The organism is Cupriavidus pauculus (assembly GCF_022179805.1).
Lineage (GTDB): Bacteria > Pseudomonadota > Gammaproteobacteria > Burkholderiales > Burkholderiaceae > Cupriavidus > Cupriavidus pauculus_E.
This window is the reverse complement of sequence record NZ_BPUO01000002.1, coordinates 17,237-34,353: the sequence shown is the minus strand read 5'-3', so window position 1 is coordinate 34,353 and position 17,117 is coordinate 17,237. Positions and strand designations below refer to the sequence as shown.

Sequence of the window (17,117 nt, the reverse complement as noted above, 5' to 3'; positions counted from 1 at the left end):
CTGCCACGAGCGAGTCGGCTTTTCAAACAGTGATTCGAGGAGAATTTCTCATGCAGGAACAACGCAAGGACGCACGGAGGCCGTGGCTGGCCCTTGGTGGCCTGGGCGCCCTGGCGCTGGCCGCCGGCCTGGCCGGTTGCGCGCAGCCCGGCTATGGTGGCTACGGTAACTACAACACGGCGCCGCAGCAGACCGGATATCAGCAGCCCAACACCAACACCTACCAGGCACCGGCCGGATCGGTGTTCACGGGCCGCGTGGAGTCGATCGAGCCGATCCAGACCACGCAGGGCAGTTCGGGCATTCTCGGCACCGTGATCGGCGGTGCGGCGGGCGGCCTGCTTGGCCACCAGGTCGGCGGCGGACGCGGACAGACCGCAGCCACGATCGTGGGCGCCGTGGGTGGTGCCGTGGCCGGCAACCAGATCGAAAAGCGCACCGGCAGCAACACGTCGACCGTCTATCGCGTCAACGTGCGTCTGGACGATGGTCGCGTGGCAACGGTGACGCAGAGCAACGTCGGCAACATGCGCGTGGGCGACCGCGCACGCGTGGCCAACGACATGGCAACGCCGTACTGATCGATCGTCGGTCGATAAAAAAGCGCCACACCTGCGAAGGTGTGGCGCTTTTGTTTTGCCTGTGCGAGAAGCCGTGCCAGTGGCTTTCAGTCCTTCAGGAACATCTCCTGCAGGTCGTTCAGGAAGCGCCGGCCCAGCTCGGTCGGCTTGATCATCGTGGGGTCGGCTTCGAGCAGGCCCTTCTTCTCCGCGGCCGCAAGCTGCTTGCCGATGGTGTGCAAGGGCAGGCCGGTGTAGTCGTGGAAGCTCGATGCCGGCACGCCATCGGTCAGGCGCAGCGCGTTGAGCATGAACTCGAACGGCAGTTCGTCGGCGCTCACCTCGCGGGCTTCCTGCACGGCATTGCCGGACAGCGCCTGTTCCATGTACGTGGCCGGATGTTTGTGGCGCATCTGGCGCAGGATACGGTTCGGGAACGACAACTTGCCGTGCGCGCCGGCACCGATACCCAGGTAATCGCCGAAACGCCAGTAGTTGAGGTTGTGCTTGGCCTCGCGATGCGGGCGGGCGTAGGCCGAGGTCTCGTAGTGCCGAAAACCCGCCTGCGCCGTGCGTGCCTCGATGAGGTCCTGCATTTCGTAGGCGATGTCCTCGTCAGGCAGTGCCGGCGGATACTTGGCGAACAGCGTGTTCGGTTCCAGCGTCAGGTGATAGAGCGACAGGTGCGTGGTGCCGTACGACAGCGCCGACTCCAGGTCGCGCATGCATTCGTCCAGCGTCTGGCCCGGCAGTGCGTACATCAGGTCCAGGTTCACGTTGTCGAAGTGCTTCAACGCGATGTCGATGGCCGCACGTGCTTCGCGCTCGCCGTGGATGCGCCCCAGCGCCTGCAGATGCCGGTCATCGAAGCTCTGGATGCCGATCGACAGCCGGTTGATGCCGCTGGCGCGATAGCTCGCGAACCGCTCGGCCTCGAACGTGCCCGGATTGGCCTCCATCGTGATCTCGGCGTCGGCGTCCAGCGGCAGCAGCGCGCGGATGTCTGACAGCAGCCGGTCCATGCCCGCCGCCGACAGCAGGCTGGGGGTGCCACCACCGATGAAGACCGTATGCACGGGCCGGCCCCAGACCAACGGCAGCGACTGCTCCAGGTCGGCGCGCAGCGCGTCGAGGTAGATGTCCTCGGGGATGTCGTGGCTATCGTTCTTGCCCGGTGCCGCGTGCGAGTTGAAATCGCAATACGGACACTTGCGCACGCACCACGGGATATGGATGTACAGCGAGAGCGGCGGGGAACCAGGCAGGGCGATCTGGCCGGGCTTGAGCCAGAGCTGCTGGTTACCGGCAGGCGATACCGGTGCTGCGGCCGGCTTGCTGCTGCCGGCGGGAATGATCGGGATCATGCGCCAACCCTGAGGCTCGCGGCCTGGAGTCGCGCCACCAGCCCCTGCAGCGCCAGCGCGCGGTGGCTGATGCTGTTTTTCTCGTCGGCGCTCAGCTCGGCGGCGGTCCTGCCGATCTTGGGCAGCAGGAAGTGCGGGTCGTAGCCAAAGCCGCCCGCACCACGCGGTGCGTCGACGACTTCGCCGGCCCAGGTGCCTTCGGCAATGATCGGGCGCGGATCGTCGGCATGGCGCACCAGCACCAGCACGCAGTAGTAATGGGCGTGACGGTTCAGCTTGCCCGCCAGTTGCGAGATCAGGTGCGCGTTGTTGGCGGCGTCGGTCTTCGGCTTGCCTACCATCTGCGCGTAGCGCGCAGAGTAGACGCCGGGGGCGCCATCGAGGGCGTCGACGCAGATGCCCGAGTCGTCAGCCAGCGCGGGCATGCCGGCCAGGCGGCTGGCATGTCGCGCCTTGGTCAACGCGTTCTCGACGAACGTCGCGAACGGCTCCTCGGCTTCGGGAATGCCGAGGTCGCCTTGCGGCACCACGTCGAATCCGAGTGGCGACAGCAGTGCGCTGAATTCGCGAACCTTGCCGGCGTTGTTGGAAGCCAGGATCAGGCGTTGCATCGTCAGTCCCTCCGCGCGTATCAAAGGCCCAGCGCCTGCTTCTGGTGGTGCACGAGATCGGCGATGCCCGCCTCGGCCAGGCGCGTCATCGCGTCCAGGTCGGCGCGGCTGAAGGGAGCGCCCTCGGCCGTGCCCTGCACCTCGACGAAACCGCCGCTGCCGGTCATCACCACGTTCATGTCGGTGTCGCAGGTGCTGTCCTCAGCGTAGTCGAGGTCCAGTACCGGCACGCCGTCGACCATGCCCACCGATACGGCGGCCACGAAGTCGCGGATCGGGCTGGCGGTGATCAGGCCCTTGCCCAGCATGGTGCCGATGGCGTCGTGCGCAGCCACGAAGGCGCCCGTGATGGCCGCCGTGCGCGTGCCGCCGTCGGCCTGCAGCACATCGCAATCGAGGTGGATGGTGTATTCGCCCAGCGCGGCCAGGTCGAACACCGAGCGCATGGCACGGCCGATCAGGCGCTGGATTTCCTGGGTGCGGCCAGTCTGCTTGCCGCGAGCGGCTTCGCGGTCGGAGCGCGTGTGGGTGGCGCGAGGCAGCATGCCGTATTCGGCCGTGACCCAGCCTTCGCCGCTGCCTTTCTTGTGCGGCGGCACCTTGGCCAGCACGCTGGCCGTGCAGAGCACCTTGGTATCGCCAAAGGCACTCAGCACCGAACCTTCGGCGTGGCAGGTGTAGTGACGGGTCAGGCTGATGGGTCGCAGCGCGTCGGCCGCGCGTCCGCTGGGTCGCATGGGGAATCTTTCGTTGGAATCGGGTGAGACCGCGATTCTAACGCCGGCGGGCACATCGTGCGCCCGCCGTCTCCCGCCGGACCCCCTCAGCGCATCAGATTCGAGGTCTTGTCGATGGCCGCGCGGATCTCGGCAATCGACCGTTCGATCTCTTCCTCGGACAGCAGATCGGTCTCGGTGCCCGTGCGCTCAAGGATCGACGTGGTGAACGCGTTTAGCGGCAGGGTATCGGTCAGCACGGCCTCTTCGTTGGTCACCGTGGCGTCGGCTTCCCACATCATCGCGATGGCTGTGGTGTTATCGGCACCTTCGCCAGCGTTGGCCAACGCCTGTTCGATCAGGTCCGGAATGGCATGGACCACCGACAGGTGCGTGACCTTGTCGACGATGACCTTCTCGTCGAGCACGCCCCACAAGCCGTCCGAGCACAGCAGTGCCACGTCGCCCGGCTCCAGCCGCACCGGGCCGCCGATATCGATCAGCGGCAGGTTGGGCGAACCCAGGCAGTTGTAGAGCTTGTTGCGCTCCGGATGGTTGGCCACCTCCATGGGCAGCACACGCTCCTGCTGCAGCAGGTTCTCGATCTTGGAATGATCGCGTGTGCGCGTGAGCAGCGCGGCCTTGCGCATCAGGTAGAAGCGCGAGTCGCCGGCGTGTGCCCAGTGGATCTGGCCATTCTGGATCAGGCAGCAGACCACCGTGGTGCGCGGCACGTCGGCCAGCTTGTTGGCCTCGGCGTAGCGGTGGATCTCGCGGTGGGCCAGCATGACCGTATCCTGCAGGAAATCGGCCGGATTACGGATCGACGGGCGGGCCTGCAACTGGAACTGGCGGGCGAGCGTCTGCAATGCCTGCTGCGCGGCGACTTCGCCAAAGGCGTGGCCGCCCAGGCCGTCGGCCAGGACCATGAGCAGGGCATCGCGCGTAAAGCAATAGCCCATGCGGTCCTGGTTGATCCGGCGGCCGCCTTTCCGGCTTTCCTGGTAGACGGAGAATCGCATTGCGGTAATTCGTGTCGGGTTCGTGCGTTAGTCGCCGCTTCGGCCGGTTTCTTCGGCGTGGACGGGTTTGACGGCGGTCTGCTTGTCGATGGACTTGTCTTCGCGGCGGCGCAGCAATGTCATGAAGCGGCTGGTGGCGTTCATGCGCTCGGTCACCGGCGCGGTCGCGGGGTTGCTCGCGGCCGAGGCGGCCGATTGCTCGCCCAGCGCATTGCTCTGGTCGCGCAACTCCTTCTGCAGCCGGAATACGCTCTGCGGGCGCTCCGACGGCGTCAGGCGCAGGCACCATTCCACCAGGTCCACCAGTCCGTTGGTGTACGTGGCGCGCAGCCGCGTGAAGGATTCGGCCATGCGGTCTTCCTTCTCGCGCTGGTTGGCCTCCTGCGGCGGCATGCCGGCCATGCAGGCATACAGCGTGGCGCCCAGGCTGTAGATGTCGGTCCACGGGCCCAGCTCGGAATGCTTGCCATAGAGTTCGGGCGCCGCGAAGCCGGGGGTGTACATCGGCTGGAAGCGCGCGTTTTCCATGGTCAGGATCTGCCGCGCGGCGCCGAAGTCCAGCAGGATCGGCGATTCGTCTTCGCGCAGGTAGATATTGCCGGGCTTGATGTCCAGGTGCAGCAGTTTGTGAATATGTACTTCGCGCAAGCCGCTCATCAGGTCATGGAATACCTTGCGGATAAAGCGCTCGCGCAGCACCTTGGGCTTGCCTTGCTGCCGGGCCTGCAGGATATGCTCCTGCAGCGTCTTGCCCAGCTCGTAATTCATCACCATGTAGACCGTGGAGTTCTCGCGGAAGAAATTCACCACGCGAACCACGCTCGGGTGCGAAATACGCGCCAGCGACCGGCCTTCCTCGAAGAAATACTTGAGGCCCAGCCGGAACGACGCGGCATTCTCGTCGGGCACGACAGGAATCAGCTCGCCGGGGTTGCGGCGGGCAAGCGAAGACGGCAGGTATTCCTTGATGGCAACCGGAGCACCGGTCTCGTCGGTGGCGAGGTAGACGAAACTGAACCCCCCGCTGGCCAACTTCTTTACAATACGGTAGTTGGCAAGCAGCGTGCCGATAGGGAGCGGCGCGCTCTTGGGTTGGTTGGCGCCCTTGGACTCTGTCATAGGATTCGGGACCTCATTTGCTCCCGGATTCTCCGGTCTAATCGGTCACTTGTAAAGAAATCATTGGCGGGGACTGTTGCCAAATATCCGCGCTTTTTGATTCCCGGTTTCCATTGATTATTCGGGGCGATTTACCGCCTGCCCGGGCGCGCTGGCCGGGCCGTGCCGTACGGTTTCGCCCCGGATCCTGATTTTTCGACTCTTTCGCGAGATTAACGACGATGATCCACAGCATGACAGGCTATGGCCTGGCTACCCGCCAGGCACCGCTGACCAACGCCCAGGGCGAACCCAGCGGCCGCACGGCTTCGGTTTCCGTGGAATTCCGCACTGTCAATTCGCGTTTTCTCGACCTGTTCTTCCGTTCGCCCGAGGAATGCCGCGCCTTTGAGCCGGCGCTGCGCGAAATGCTGATGAGCGACCTGTCGCGCGGCAAGCTCGAATGCCGTATCAACCTGCAGCGCACCGACGCCGGTGGTGCCACGCTGGCGCTGAACCAGGGCCTGCTGGACCAGATCCGCGCGCTCGAAGGCACCGTGGCGGCAACCTTCGCCAACGCGGGCACCATGCGCATGGGCGAGCTGCTGCGCTGGCCGGGCGTGCTGGTGGAGCCCGAGCTGTCGCAGGACGCGTTGCGCGAAGCCGTGCTGGGCGCGGCGCGCGAGGCGCTGACCCAGTTGCTGGAGGCGCGCCGTCGCGAGGGCGCGGCCCTGAAGGCCACCCTGGACGAGCGTATCGATGCCATGCTGGCCATCGTCGAGCGCCTGACGCCGATGATTCCGCAACTGATTGCCCATCACCAGGAAAAACTGACCGAGCGGCTGCAGGAAGCCTTCAACCTGGCCGCGCCGAACGGCATGCCGTCGATGACCCGCGAGGAAGTGGGCGAGCGCATCCGCCAGGAAGCCACGGTTTACGGCATCCGCATCGACATTGCCGAGGAATTGTCGCGCCTGCAGGCCCACCTCAATGAAACGCGACATATTCTGAAGAAGGGCGGCCAGGTGGGCAAGCGACTGGATTTCATGATGCAGGAGCTGAACCGCGAGGCCAACACGCTGGGCTCGAAGGCCGCCGCCAAGGAACTCGCCGATGCCTCGATGGAGCTCAAGCTCCTGATCGAGCAGATGCGCGAACAGATTCAAAACCTCGAATAAGATCATGAGCGAAACGACCCACACCGCCATCGATACCGCCTATCCCGGCAACCTGTTCATGGTGGTGGCACCGTCAGGGGCCGGCAAGTCCACGCTGGTCAATGCGCTGCTGGCGCAGGACCAGTCCATCCGCCTGTCGATCTCGCACACCACGCGCAAGCCGCGTCCGGGCGAGCAGAACGGCCGCGAGTACCACTTCACCACGATCGAGGAATTCCGCGCCGCGCGTGACCGCGGCGAATTCCTGGAGTGGGCCGAGGTGCATGGCAATTACTACGCCACGTCGCGCGTCTGGATCGAGCAGCAGATGGCCCAGGGCAACGACGTGCTGCTGGAAATCGACTGGCAGGGCGCGCAGCAGGTGCACAAGCGCTTTTCCAACGCCATGGAGATCTTCATCCTGCCGCCGTCGCTGACCGCGCTGGAAGATCGCCTCAAGAAACGTGGCCAGGACGAGCCCAACGTGATCGTGCGCCGCCTGCTGGCCGCCGGTAGCGAAATGGCCCATGCCTCGGAGAGCGATTACGTGATCATCAACGAGGTGTTCGAGGACGCGCTGAAGCAGCTGCAGAACGTCGTTCACGCGACCCGTTTGCGCTTTTCGTCGCAAAAGGCGCGTCACGCCGAGCTGTTCATCGAGCTCGGCATTCACTGAAAGCGCGTGCGCCGTCGGAAGGTTCCGGCGGCGTGCTGTAAAATACCGGCCTGTCGAACAGGTTTCATCCCAAGGTGGATTTGATATGGCGCGTATTACCGTCGAAGATTGTCTGAAACACATCCCGAACCGCTTCGAGCTCGCGCTCGCCGCGACTTACCGTGCACGTCAGCTCGTGCAGGGCCACACGCCCAAGGTCGAGGCCAAGGACAAGCCCACCGTGGTGGCGCTGCGCGAAATCGCATCGGGCCAGGTTGGTATCGAGATGCTCAAGAAGGTACCGACCTGATTGCCAGGGCGGTCCCGTGGGTCATTCATGCTTCGCGTGCGTACGCATCCAGCCGCGCATCCGGTTGAATTCCAGGGGCCGCCATGCCTTCGTCGCCCAACGATCCCGCCATTGCTCCCCCGGGCCATCCCGGGACGGGGCAGTCGCGCGCGTTGCCGGCTACGAAGCGCACGCTCGCCACGGCGGCACCAACCGGTGCCGCCGCTTCTTCTGTGGCGCCCGGTGCACCGCTGCCCGGTGCCGTACCGGTTTCCCCAGCTTTGCCTCCGGCGCCGTCCGCGCCTGCCGGTCGTAGGCGTTCCGGACCCTCTCCCGTGACAGCTCGCACCGGTGCTCCCAATCTGCCTGATCCGCTTGGCGACAACGTCGTCGGCGAACGTGCCGTCGTGCCCCCGATCCAGGGCAAGGCGCGCGCGGCGCTGGCCAACGACCTGGTAGCCGAGCCCGTGACGGGAACGGTGCCCGCCACGCCCGGCGGCGACCTGTTCATCGACGCGGTGCTGGCGCAGTCATACCGGCACTTCTTCGGTCCGACGTCGCAGCCGGCGGTGCCGCCCCGGCAACAGGTCATCTCGATCACACGGCTGATGGAGAAGCTGGCGTACCTGAAGCCGGCGGACCAGGCGGTGGTGCGCGAGGCATTCCAGTTCTCGGACGAGGCGCACCTGGGGCAGTACCGGCAGAGTGGTGAGCCGTACATCACGCACCCGGTGGCGGTGGCGGAGCTTTGCGCCGACTGGAAGCTGGACGTGCAGTCCATCATGGCGGCGCTGCTGCATGATGTGATGGAAGACCAGGGCATCACCAAGAGCGAACTGGCCGAGAAATTCGGCCCCAAGGTTGCCGAACTGGTCGATGGCCTGACCAAGCTGGACAAGCTCGAATTCCAGAGCCGCGAGCAGGCGCAGGCGGAAAGCTTCCGCAAGATGCTGCTGGCGATGGCGCGCGATGTGCGGGTAATTCTGGTCAAGCTGGCCGACCGCACGCACAACATGCGCACGCTCGATTTCGTGCCGCCCGAGAAGCGGCGCCGGATCGCGCTGGAAACAATGGAGATCTACGCGCCGATCGCGCACCGGCTGGGTCTCAACACGATTTACCGCGAGCTGCAGGAACTGTCGTTCAAGGTCGGCTCGCCGTTCCGATACGCCACGCTGGAGAAGGCGGTCAAGGCCGCGCGCGGCAACCGACGCGAGGTGGTGCGCCGCATCCTGGAGGCGGCCCAGGCCGCGCTGGCCGATGCCGGTATCGTGGCGGAACTGTCGGGCCGCGAGAAGACGCTGTACAGCATCTATCGCAAGATGCACGACAAGCAGTTGTCGTTCTCGCAGGTGCTCGACGTCTATGGTTTCCGCGTGGTCGTGGAAACGCAGATGCACTGCTACATGGCGATGGGCGCGCTGCATGGGCTGTACAAGCCGATGCCGGGCAAGTTCAAGGACTACATCGCGATTCCGAAGATCAACGGCTACCAGTCGCTGCATACGACGCTGGTGGGCCCGTTTGGCACGCCGGTGGAATTCCAGATCCGCACGCGTGGCATGCACCAGATTGCCGAGGCCGGCGTGGCTGCGCACTGGATGTACAAGCACCAGGCCGACCATGCCAACGACATCCAGCAGCAGGCGCACCAGTGGCTGCAGTCGCTGCTCGATATCCAGAGCCAGACCGGCGATTCGCAGGAATTCCTGGAGCACGTCAAGATCGACCTGTTCCCGGATGCCGTCTATGTGTTCACGCCCAAGGGCCATATCCGCGCGCTGCCGCGCGGTGCCACGGCGCTGGACTTTGCCTATGCGGTGCACAGCGACCTGGGCAACCAGTGCGTGGCGGTCAAGATCAACAACGAGCTGCTGCCGTTGCGCACCGAGCTCAAGAGCGGCGACATCGTCGAGGTGGTGACGGCGCCGTACTCGAAGCCGAACCCGGCATGGCTGGCGTTCGTGCGCACCGGCAAGGCCCGCGCGGCGATCCGGCACTACCTGAAGACCACCAAGCTCGACGAGGCTATCCAGCTCGGCGAGCGTCTGCTGGACCAGTCGGCGCGCCAGCTTGGCATCGAACTGAAGGCGGTACCGCAGTCGGTGTGGGAGCGCATGATCCAGTGGACCGGCAACAAGCTCAAGGAAGACATCTTCGCCGACCTGGCGCTGGGTCGCCGCGTGCCGGCCGTGGTGGCACGCCGCATGGAGATCCTGCTGCAGGAGCTGTCCGGCGACGTGGACAGCGCGCTGCTGGCCGCGGTGCAGACGTTCGCGGGCGAAGAGGCCCCGGCTGTGCCGATCACCGGCGACGAAGGCATGGCGATGATCTTCTCGGCGTGCTGCCGTCCGATTCCCGGCGATTCCATCGTCGGCTATCTGGGCAAGGGCGAAGGGCTGCAGATCCACGTGCAGGATTGCAAGGTGGCCAAGCGGCTGCACAGCAAGGACCCCGAGCACTGGATCGAGGTCATGTGGGCCAAGAAGACGACGCGTGCGTTCGACGTGTCGATCAAGATCATGGTGCGCAACGTGAAGGGTATCGTGGCACGCGTGGCCGCCGACCTGACTTCCGCCGACGCCAACGTGGCGCACGTGGCGATGGAACAGCAACAGCAGGCCGGCCATCAGGAAGCCACTTACATGCAGTTCGTGATCCAGGTACAGAGCCGCCTGCACCTGGCCAACGTCATGCGCGCGCTGCGCCGCAATCCGGACGTGATCCGGATCTTCCGCGACCGCAACGACGGCTGAGGCTCTGGCGCGGCAAGCTAGTTGCCGCGCTGGTTTCGCCAGCCTTGTTTCACCAGCCTTACTTCGCCGGGTATTTCACTTCCAGGATATCGATCTGCTCCACGCCCGCCGGCGTGCGCAGCGGCACCGTATCGCCTTCGCGCGCCTTGATCAGCGCCTTGGCGATCGGCGATATCCAGCTTACGTGGTTGCTGTCGAGATCGACCTCGTCCATGCCGACGATCGTGATCGTGGTTTCTTCCCCGGACTGGCTGGCATAGGTGACCGTGGCGCCGAAGAAGATCTGGTCGTTGTCGCCCTGCAATGAGGGATCGACCACCTCGGCCTTGTCCAGGCGGCGCGTCAGAAAGCGGATGCGCCGATCGATCTCGCGCAGGCGCTTCTTGCCATAGAGGTAGTCGCCGTTCTCCGAGCGGTCGCCATTCGACGCTGCCCACGAGACGATCTGGACGATGTCGGGGCGGGCTACGTCGATCAGGTGCATCAGTTCGTCGCGCAGGCGTTGATAGCCGGCCGCGGTGATGTAGTTCTTGGTGCCGGCGGGCAGCGGTGTGGCGCCCTCGGGAAGATCTTCGTCGTCATCGTTGGACGACTCTTTGACAAAAGCCTTGTTCATGTTCCGGATCACATCGTGAGGCTTCGATTATAGGAAGTTGCGCCGCTCGACCCTCGTCGATTGAAAAAATGCGCACAAGGGGCTTCACAAAACTGAAAACTTCTATATAATCTCTTTTCTCGGTTGCGGCTGTAGCTCAGTTGGATAGAGTACTTGGCTACGAACCAAGGGGTCGTGGGTTCGAATCCTGCCAGCCGCGCCAACCTATACGAGAAAAGGGCTTCCAGATCTGGAAGCCCTTTTTTCATTCCCCCTCCGTTCTTCCCCGCTTTTCCCGCTTTTTCCCCTCCCTTGTTTCCGTTGTGCCTCGTGTTGCGTCTCCTGTCGGCTGTCTATCCTCTATGTGTGGATCGGCGGAACGCTCGCGCATCGTCTGGCTCCAACTGATTTCGTTCGACACCAACGGAGGCAACTCATGCAGCAGGAAGACTGGCGTGTGGAAGGCTATCGCGGATTGGATGCCTACGTATTGGTGACCTCGCATCACGATGCGGTGGCGGGCAGTGTGGGCGATACGCAGACATGGGGCTACGAAGTGCGGGTGGCGCAAGAGGGCATGGATCCATCCGACGCCGGCGACACCGAGCGGCTCGCGAGCGGCGCACATGTCTTTGCCACGCGCCACGCAGCCGAAGTGGCGGCATTCGTCGCGGCCTATGCATTGATCGACAAACTGGTGGGGCCTGCGCGCTGAAGCCTTGATGCTGGCCCAAGTTCCTTGCGCCGCGTGCAATGGCTCATATCAGGCCTCATTGATTTTTGCTTGACCCAGATCATTCGTGGATCGGGGCATGACTCCTAGTCTTGAACTGAGGCGCGCCGCCGTGCGTGCCAGCAGCAGAACAAGGAGCACGTGCCATGAGCGAATACGATGGGTTCAAGATTGTCTACGAAGTGATCGTCCTGCCCAGGGACAAGTGGGCCATCCTGATCGAGATCATTCGGCGCGAGGACGGTGAGGTGCTCATTGCTCGCCACAATCCATTTCCGCAGCAGCCGTTCGATACCAAGCTCGAAGCGCTGGATCACGTGAATCGCTATGTGGCGCAGACAGTGAGGAACATCGAGGCCGAAGCAGCCCGAAACTTGCGGCGTCGCGCATAGCGTGCGATGGTCGAGTGCATTGCGCACCGAGGCCCCCAGGCACACGCCGGGGGCCTTTTCTTATGCATGGTGCATAAAAGCTTGCACGATGCCCCGGATTGCTGCATAATCTCTTTCTTCAGACGCGGGGTGGAGCAGTCTGGCAGCTCGTCGGGCTCATAACCCGAAGGTCGCAGGTTCAAATCCTGCCCCCGCAACCAGGTTTTCGAAAAGGGCCACACATACGTGTGGCCCTTTTTGTTTTCCGCGTTTCCTTCGCGCTTCAGCGCGGCCCGATGGACCAGCGGTCAGGCTGGATCGCTACGTGAAAGCGTGACAGGTACGACTGGCCCAGCAGGCCGTCGATTCCGTTTCCAAGATCCCCATTCGTCCGAATGATGACGGCCACGTCGGTGGTTTTCATCTTGCCCACTGACACGCTGTCGGCCTGGGTCAGGATGTCGGAGTGCCGGCCATTCGCGCTTTCCATGGTGACCGCGCGGCCCGTGTTCGGCACGCCAGCGCGTCGGGCAAATCCTTGATTCAGTGCCACGTAGCTCGCGCCCGTATCCACCACGAATTTGCCCTCATGCCCGTTGATCGTCGCCCTGACGAGAATGACGCCGCTGGTCTTGCGCGCGAATGATTCCGCAGTCGGCGCGACCCTTGCCTCGCAATGGCCAGCTTCCGTGTACCGATCCAGTTCCGCCTTCGCTTGCGGTGACGCGCGGCGCGCGGGATCGTAATCGATCCATGCTGTGAGCAACGCCGCGGCCTTGCACGGTTCGCCGAGGCCAGACTGCGCCTCCGCTGCGCCGACAAACACCGACGATGTCAGTCGCGACGGCGCCGAACTCGACTTGATGATGGCCTCGTAGTCGGCCAGCGCCGCGGCATGTTGCTTTTGGGCGCCAAGCACTTGCGCGCGCGCCAGCAATGCCACGTCGGAGCCGGGCGACAGTTCCAGCAGCCTGTCGGCGGTCTGCCTGGCTGTCTCCAGATCACCGATTGATCGCAGTACGGGAATGGCCTCGAGCAGGAAGCCATTCGGTGCGTCACATTGTTTTGGGAATTCGGTCAGCAACGTCGCGGCTTCACGCCGCAGCTGGCTGGCCAGCAGTGCGTGAGAGAGTTTCCAGGCGGCTTGCTTGTCGCACGGTTCGCGCTTGAGGGCGTCGAGCTGTGTCACGAGCTCGCGATTCTTGAAAGCCTCGCGCGACATCTCGGCAAGCCGGTACCGGGTCAGGATGTCCTTGTACTCGTCGGTGCGGTCCGGCCCTCGTATCACCGCGTAGATGGTTCCGAATACGAGGCCGGCAGCCACGATCGTGGCGATGAGAATCCTGATCGCTGCGCGATGCATGTTCACGTGGACGGCGCGGAGTACCGTCAGGCCAGAAGGGCCTTAATGGTCACGTAAAGCGCATGTGATGTCTATCGCTTTAGCGCGAATGCCACAGCGAAAAACGCCCCTCCTGATGGGGGAGGGGCGTCGGACAAATCAGTGTCTGGAAAGAGGGCCGGGAAGGTCAGGCCTTGATCAGCGATGCCGCGCGCTGGAACGTATCGCGGACCTGGGGTTGGCCTTCACGCTCGGCCGCTTCGGCGCGGGCTTTGAGGCGCGATGTCAGGACGGCGAGGTTACCGCCCGAGCCACACGCACGCGCGGCCTCATTCATCAGTTGCGTCAGTTCCTGGTTCACATCGGCACCGTCGAAGGCGCTGACGGACAACGCCGAGATGCGCTCCAGAAAGCTGTTGACCAGTGCTTCATCATGTTGCGGTTCGGGCATGGTGGCTCCTTGGCGAACAATACGAACACTGAAAGAAGATCGTCGCGACTACAGGCGCGGCGGCAATTGGGGCGGGTTGGCGATGCGCCGGGCAGGCTGCAGTGCGCGTGTGGGCCACAGCACATAGTTGGTATGCGGGTCCATCGGCTTCCCGAAATAGGACACCCACACCTGAACGCCGTGTTCGGTCTCGGAAACAATGGCGGCCACTGCACGGGCCGCGACGGACGGGGACTTCAGCAGTTCGCCCAGCGCTTCGACGCCCTGGACCACATGATGCTTTACCCCTTTGAACCATACGTATTGACGCATGGCAGCAAGAAATCGCTTGGTCATGAATGTTGCTCTTCTCGTTGGCAATGCGAAATTGAGACCACAGCTTACACGGTTAGTTGTGACGCTTTTGTAGGCCGGCGTCTGATTTTTATCAGACGTTTGCAGAAGTGATCGACGCGTTGTATGTGGTGCCTCAGTCCTTCGACGCACCAATGCGCGGCACCAAATTGACAAGCTGTTGTACTTGTCTTAGCGTGGTTGCACATGCTGCACAAAATCTGACGTGTCCTGGGCCCGACGGGCGTGGAGGCGATGTGGGAATCGTGGCAGAGCTGGAAGAGCGGGTAGAGCAAGGCAAGGCCTTGCGGCAGAAGGTGCCGCGACGCGCACACGAATCGATCGGCAATGTCGACCGAGACCCCATTCGCCTGCTGGCCGAGAGTAGCGCCGGACGTGTGGCGCGACTGATTCCGCTGCGCTACGGACGGATGATTGCGTCGCCCTTCGCGTTTTTTCGTGGCAGCGCCATCCTGCAGGCCCACGACCTGGCGGGAACCCCCAACTCCGGCATCATTCATCAGATCTGCGGCGATTGCCACCTGTCGAATTTTGGCGGATTCGCCACGCCCGAGCGTGCGCTGCTATTCGATCTGAATGACTTCGACGAAACCAGTCCAGGCCCCTGGGAATGGGACCTGAAGCGTCTGGTGGCCAGTTTCCTGGTGGCGGCGCGCCATCTGCGCCATGACGCCGACGTGGCCGACAACCTCGTCTTCGAAGTGGTCACGAGCTACCGCAACCGCATGGCCGAGTATGCGGAGATGGGCATCCTGGAGACCTGGTACGACCGCATCACGTTCGAGCGGCTGCTCGAGACCTCGAGCGAGCCCGAGATCCAGAAACGTATCCGTCGCGCCATGGAGCGTGCGGCCGAGCGTACGCACGAATCGCTGTTGCCCAAGCTGTCCGAGTTCGAGGGCGATCGCTGGCGCATTCTCGACGCACCACCGGCGGTGTTCCACGTGCGCGGCGCGCAGACGCTGTTCGATCCGGGCGATGACTGGATCGGCGTCGACAATCCGCGCGCTATCGTGGAAAAGTGCTTTGGCGATTACGTGTCGACGCTGGCCCCGGATCGCCGCGAGTTGCTGTCGCATTTCAAGCTCCACGACATGGCGTTCAAGGTGGTGGGTGTGGGCAGTGTTGGCACGCGCTGCATGGTCCAGTTGATGATCGACAGCCATGGCAAGCCGCTCTTCCTGCAGGTGAAGGAAGCCACGAAGTCGGTGGTGGCGCGTTACTTCAAGTCGCCGGCGGTGACGCACGAAGGACGCCGCGTGGTGGAAGGGCAGCGCCTGATGCAGGCCGCCAGCGACCTGTTCCTGGGCTGGTCCAAGGGTCCGTTCGGCCGCCACTTCTATATCCGCCAGCTTCGCGACATGAAATTTTCGGCCGACATCGAACTGATGGACACCAACATGCTGGCCGCCTACGGCCGGGTGTGCGGCTGGGTGCTGGCCCGCGCCCATGCCAAGGCCGGCGGCCTGGCGGCCGAAATCAGCGGCTACCTGGGTACCAGCGACCGCATGGCCGAATCGATGATCAGCTACGCGAACGCCTATGCCGACCAGGTGGAGCGCGACTACGACACCTTCGTGAGCGCATGCCGCGCGGGGCGGGTAGAGGCGCGCACCGATGCCGACATGGCCGCCGATTTCAACGTATGACAGATTGACCCGACCGCATCTTCCAGGAGCGTGCCCATGACCGAAGATATGCTGCTGCAACTGATGGTGGAGGTGGAAAAGGCCGACCCCATCGACTACGCCAATCTGCCTTTCGACGACGAGAAGCTGCGCGCAGTGGCCTGCAAGCTGATTGCCGAGCGGTCTACCGAACTGGAGTCCTCGGGACTATCGCAGGAAGCGTTGCTGGCCACGCTCTGGGCGTCCACGGCCAAGCTCGTGCTGGAAAACATCGTGCTCAATGCGCGGTTGCTGACGTTGCAGGGCAAGGCAGAGGATGCGAGTGTGCTGATCGACCGGATCTCCCGCCGCTCGCGCGGACAATCCTGAACGCAAACTGTCAAGCGACCCACGCATCACACCATGCGTGGACGTCGCCGATTGGCTAAAATACTGCGTTTTCCGCCCGGGGCCTTCGATTGCAGGCAGACAGGGGCGGTGTATGTCCTGGAGGAATTTCGGGTGATCAAATGGATAATCGTCGCGGCCTACCTGGGTGCCATCCTGTATGTGCACTTCCGCGGCAAGGTAAGGCTGCCGCTCATGCGTCAGATGCTGGACCACTCGGCGCTGGTGGCTCCGGTGAACTGCTTCATGTACATGTTCTCGGGTGTGCCGCGCACGCCGTACATCCCGGTCGACCGCTTTCCTGAACTGGAAAAGCTGCGCGCCGCGTGGCCGCAAATTCGCGACGAGGGCCTGGCGCTGATCGCGATGCGCAAGATCAAGGCCGCCGACAAGAACGACGACGCCGGTTTCAACTCTTTCTTCAAGTACGGCTGGAAGCGGTTCTACCTGAAGTGGTACGAAGCCCAGCATCCGTCCGCCGAAACGCTGTGCCCGAACACGGTGGCGCTGCTGCGCGACATGCCGTCGGTGAAGGCGGCGATGTTCGCCGAGCTGCCGCCGGGCGGCAAGCTCAATCCGCACCGCGACCCGTTTGCCGGTTCGCTGCGTTACCACCTGGGCCTGTCCACGCCGAACGACGACCGCTGCTTCATCGAAGTGGATGGCGAGCGCCATAGCTGGCGCGACGGGCAGGGCGTGGTGTTCGACGAAACGTATCTGCACTGGGCCGAGAACCGCAGCGAGACCGATCGCCTGATCCTGTTCTGCGACATCGAACGTCCGATGCGCTTTGGCTGGGCCAAGGCGGTCAATCACTGGATGGGCCGCAAGGTCATGACGGCCGCCAGCTCGCCGAACGACGAGAACGACCAGACCGGTGCCATCAACAAGCTGTTCCGCTTCGTATGGCTGGGCGGCCAGTATCGCCGCCGCTTCAAGGCGTGGAACAAGAAGGTGTACTACGTGACGAAGTTCGGCCTGATCATCGGCGGCGTCGCGCTGATCGTGTTCCTCTGATCAGGCGCTTG

The 17,117-nt window shown here is 63.6% G+C and carries 19 protein-coding genes and 2 tRNA genes; 12 read left to right on the top strand and 9 right to left on the bottom strand.

Going from position 1 to position 17,117, the window contains the following annotated elements:
* Positions 1 to 50: 50 nt before the first annotated feature.
* Positions 51 to 581 carry an outer membrane lipoprotein gene (locus MFF62_RS03760; RefSeq protein WP_238260245.1) on the top strand — a complete coding sequence of 177 codons (531 nt, stop codon included), beginning with the start codon at positions 51 to 53 and terminating at the stop codon, positions 579 to 581.
* Between the two features lie 86 nt (positions 582 to 667).
* On the opposite strand, the gene hemW is transcribed toward MFF62_RS03760, so the two are convergent.
* The 5 genes from hemW to MFF62_RS03735 all read right to left on the bottom strand — a co-directional run bounded on the left by hemW (position 668) and on the right by MFF62_RS03735 (position 5,392).
* On the bottom strand, positions 668 to 1,924 hold the full coding sequence (gene hemW, locus MFF62_RS03755; RefSeq protein WP_238260244.1) for a radical SAM family heme chaperone HemW: 1,257 nt from the start codon (positions 1,922 to 1,924) through the stop codon (positions 668 to 670).
* Positions 1,921 to 2,535 carry an RdgB/HAM1 family non-canonical purine NTP pyrophosphatase gene (rdgB, locus tag MFF62_RS03750; protein WP_238260236.1) on the bottom strand — a complete coding sequence of 205 codons (615 nt, stop codon included), beginning with the start codon at positions 2,533 to 2,535 and terminating at the stop codon, positions 1,921 to 1,923. Before rdgB ends, hemW begins: the two co-directional genes overlap by 4 nt.
* A gap of 20 nt (positions 2,536 to 2,555) precedes the next feature.
* Positions 2,556 to 3,272 carry a ribonuclease PH gene (gene rph / locus MFF62_RS03745; protein ID WP_238260235.1) on the bottom strand — a complete coding sequence of 239 codons (717 nt, stop codon included), beginning with the start codon at positions 3,270 to 3,272 and terminating at the stop codon, positions 2,556 to 2,558.
* 86 nt (positions 3,273 to 3,358) lie between these two features.
* A complete protein-coding gene (locus tag MFF62_RS03740) occupies positions 3,359 to 4,273 on the bottom strand; it encodes a PP2C family protein-serine/threonine phosphatase (protein WP_238260233.1) in 915 nt (304 codons plus the stop codon).
* Positions 4,274 to 4,300: 27 nt separating this feature from the next.
* Positions 4,301 to 5,392 (bottom strand): serine/threonine protein kinase, encoded by a 1,092-nt coding sequence (locus tag MFF62_RS03735; RefSeq protein ID WP_238260230.1) that lies wholly within the window; start codon positions 5,390 to 5,392, stop codon positions 4,301 to 4,303.
* Positions 5,393 to 5,613: 221 nt separating this feature from the next.
* Here MFF62_RS03735 and MFF62_RS03730 point away from each other — a divergent pair, with 221 nt between their 5' ends.
* The 4 genes from MFF62_RS03730 to MFF62_RS03715 all read left to right on the top strand — a co-directional run bounded on the left by MFF62_RS03730 (position 5,614) and on the right by MFF62_RS03715 (position 10,228).
* Positions 5,614 to 6,549 (top strand): YicC/YloC family endoribonuclease, encoded by a 936-nt coding sequence (locus tag MFF62_RS03730; protein ID WP_238260228.1) that lies wholly within the window; start codon positions 5,614 to 5,616, stop codon positions 6,547 to 6,549.
* Positions 6,550 to 6,553: 4 nt separating this feature from the next.
* Positions 6,554 to 7,204: a guanylate kinase gene (gene gmk, locus MFF62_RS03725; RefSeq protein ID WP_238260226.1), complete on the top strand. Its 651-nt coding sequence runs from the start codon at positions 6,554 to 6,556 to the stop codon at positions 7,202 to 7,204.
* A gap of 85 nt (positions 7,205 to 7,289) precedes the next feature.
* Entirely contained in the window at positions 7,290 to 7,493 is a 204-nt protein-coding gene (gene rpoZ / locus MFF62_RS03720; protein WP_006578656.1) for a DNA-directed RNA polymerase subunit omega, read from the top strand.
* Positions 7,494 to 7,807: 314 nt separating this feature from the next.
* On the top strand, positions 7,808 to 10,228 hold the full coding sequence (locus MFF62_RS03715) for a RelA/SpoT family protein (protein ID WP_238260224.1): 2,421 nt from the start codon (positions 7,808 to 7,810) through the stop codon (positions 10,226 to 10,228).
* Positions 10,229 to 10,286: 58 nt separating this feature from the next.
* Here MFF62_RS03715 and greB read toward each other — a convergent pair whose 3' ends face one another.
* Entirely contained in the window at positions 10,287 to 10,844 is a 558-nt protein-coding gene (greB, locus tag MFF62_RS03710) for a transcription elongation factor GreB (RefSeq protein ID WP_238260222.1), read from the bottom strand.
* A 125-nt stretch (positions 10,845 to 10,969) separates the two neighbouring features.
* Between greB and MFF62_RS03705 the strand changes: the two genes are divergently transcribed.
* The 4 genes from MFF62_RS03705 (at position 10,970) to MFF62_RS03690 (ending at position 12,148) form a co-directional block, all read left to right on the top strand.
* Positions 10,970 to 11,046, top strand: a tRNA-Arg gene (locus MFF62_RS03705).
* Positions 11,047 to 11,259: 213 nt separating this feature from the next.
* A complete protein-coding gene (locus tag MFF62_RS03700; protein ID WP_238260213.1) occupies positions 11,260 to 11,538 on the top strand; it encodes a hypothetical protein in 279 nt (92 codons plus the stop codon).
* Positions 11,539 to 11,702: 164 nt separating this feature from the next.
* Complete coding sequence (locus MFF62_RS03695; RefSeq protein WP_238260211.1) at positions 11,703 to 11,948, top strand: hypothetical protein; 246 nt, start codon at positions 11,703 to 11,705, stop codon at positions 11,946 to 11,948.
* A 123-nt stretch (positions 11,949 to 12,071) separates the two neighbouring features.
* Positions 12,072 to 12,148: transfer RNA gene (locus MFF62_RS03690), tRNA-Met, on the top strand.
* Positions 12,149 to 12,210: 62 nt separating this feature from the next.
* Here MFF62_RS03690 and MFF62_RS03685 read toward each other — a convergent pair.
* The 3 genes from MFF62_RS03685 to MFF62_RS03675 all read right to left on the bottom strand — a co-directional run bounded on the left by MFF62_RS03685 (position 12,211) and on the right by MFF62_RS03675 (position 14,056).
* Positions 12,211 to 13,290, bottom strand: a complete 1,080-nt coding sequence (locus tag MFF62_RS03685) for a retropepsin-like aspartic protease (RefSeq protein WP_238261191.1) — start codon at positions 13,288 to 13,290, stop codon at positions 12,211 to 12,213.
* 166 nt (positions 13,291 to 13,456) lie between these two features.
* The gene (locus MFF62_RS03680; protein ID WP_238260209.1) at positions 13,457 to 13,720 is read right to left on the bottom strand and encodes a hypothetical protein; all 264 of its coding nucleotides are present in this window, start codon (positions 13,718 to 13,720) and stop codon (positions 13,457 to 13,459) included.
* A gap of 48 nt (positions 13,721 to 13,768) precedes the next feature.
* Positions 13,769 to 14,056 carry a hypothetical protein gene (locus tag MFF62_RS03675; protein WP_238260207.1) on the bottom strand — a complete coding sequence of 96 codons (288 nt, stop codon included), beginning with the start codon at positions 14,054 to 14,056 and terminating at the stop codon, positions 13,769 to 13,771.
* A 254-nt stretch (positions 14,057 to 14,310) separates the two neighbouring features.
* Here MFF62_RS03675 and MFF62_RS03670 point away from each other — a divergent pair, with 254 nt between their 5' ends.
* The 3 genes from MFF62_RS03670 (at position 14,311) to lpxO (ending at position 17,106) form a co-directional block, all read left to right on the top strand.
* On the top strand, positions 14,311 to 15,723 hold the full coding sequence (locus tag MFF62_RS03670; RefSeq protein ID WP_238260205.1) for a DUF2252 domain-containing protein: 1,413 nt from the start codon (positions 14,311 to 14,313) through the stop codon (positions 15,721 to 15,723).
* A gap of 36 nt (positions 15,724 to 15,759) precedes the next feature.
* Positions 15,760 to 16,071 carry a hypothetical protein gene (locus MFF62_RS03665; protein WP_238260203.1) on the top strand — a complete coding sequence of 104 codons (312 nt, stop codon included), beginning with the start codon at positions 15,760 to 15,762 and terminating at the stop codon, positions 16,069 to 16,071.
* Between the two features lie 132 nt (positions 16,072 to 16,203).
* Entirely contained in the window at positions 16,204 to 17,106 is a 903-nt protein-coding gene (gene lpxO / locus MFF62_RS03660; protein WP_238260201.1) for a lipid A hydroxylase LpxO, read from the top strand.
* Positions 17,107 to 17,117: the final 11 nt, after the last annotated feature.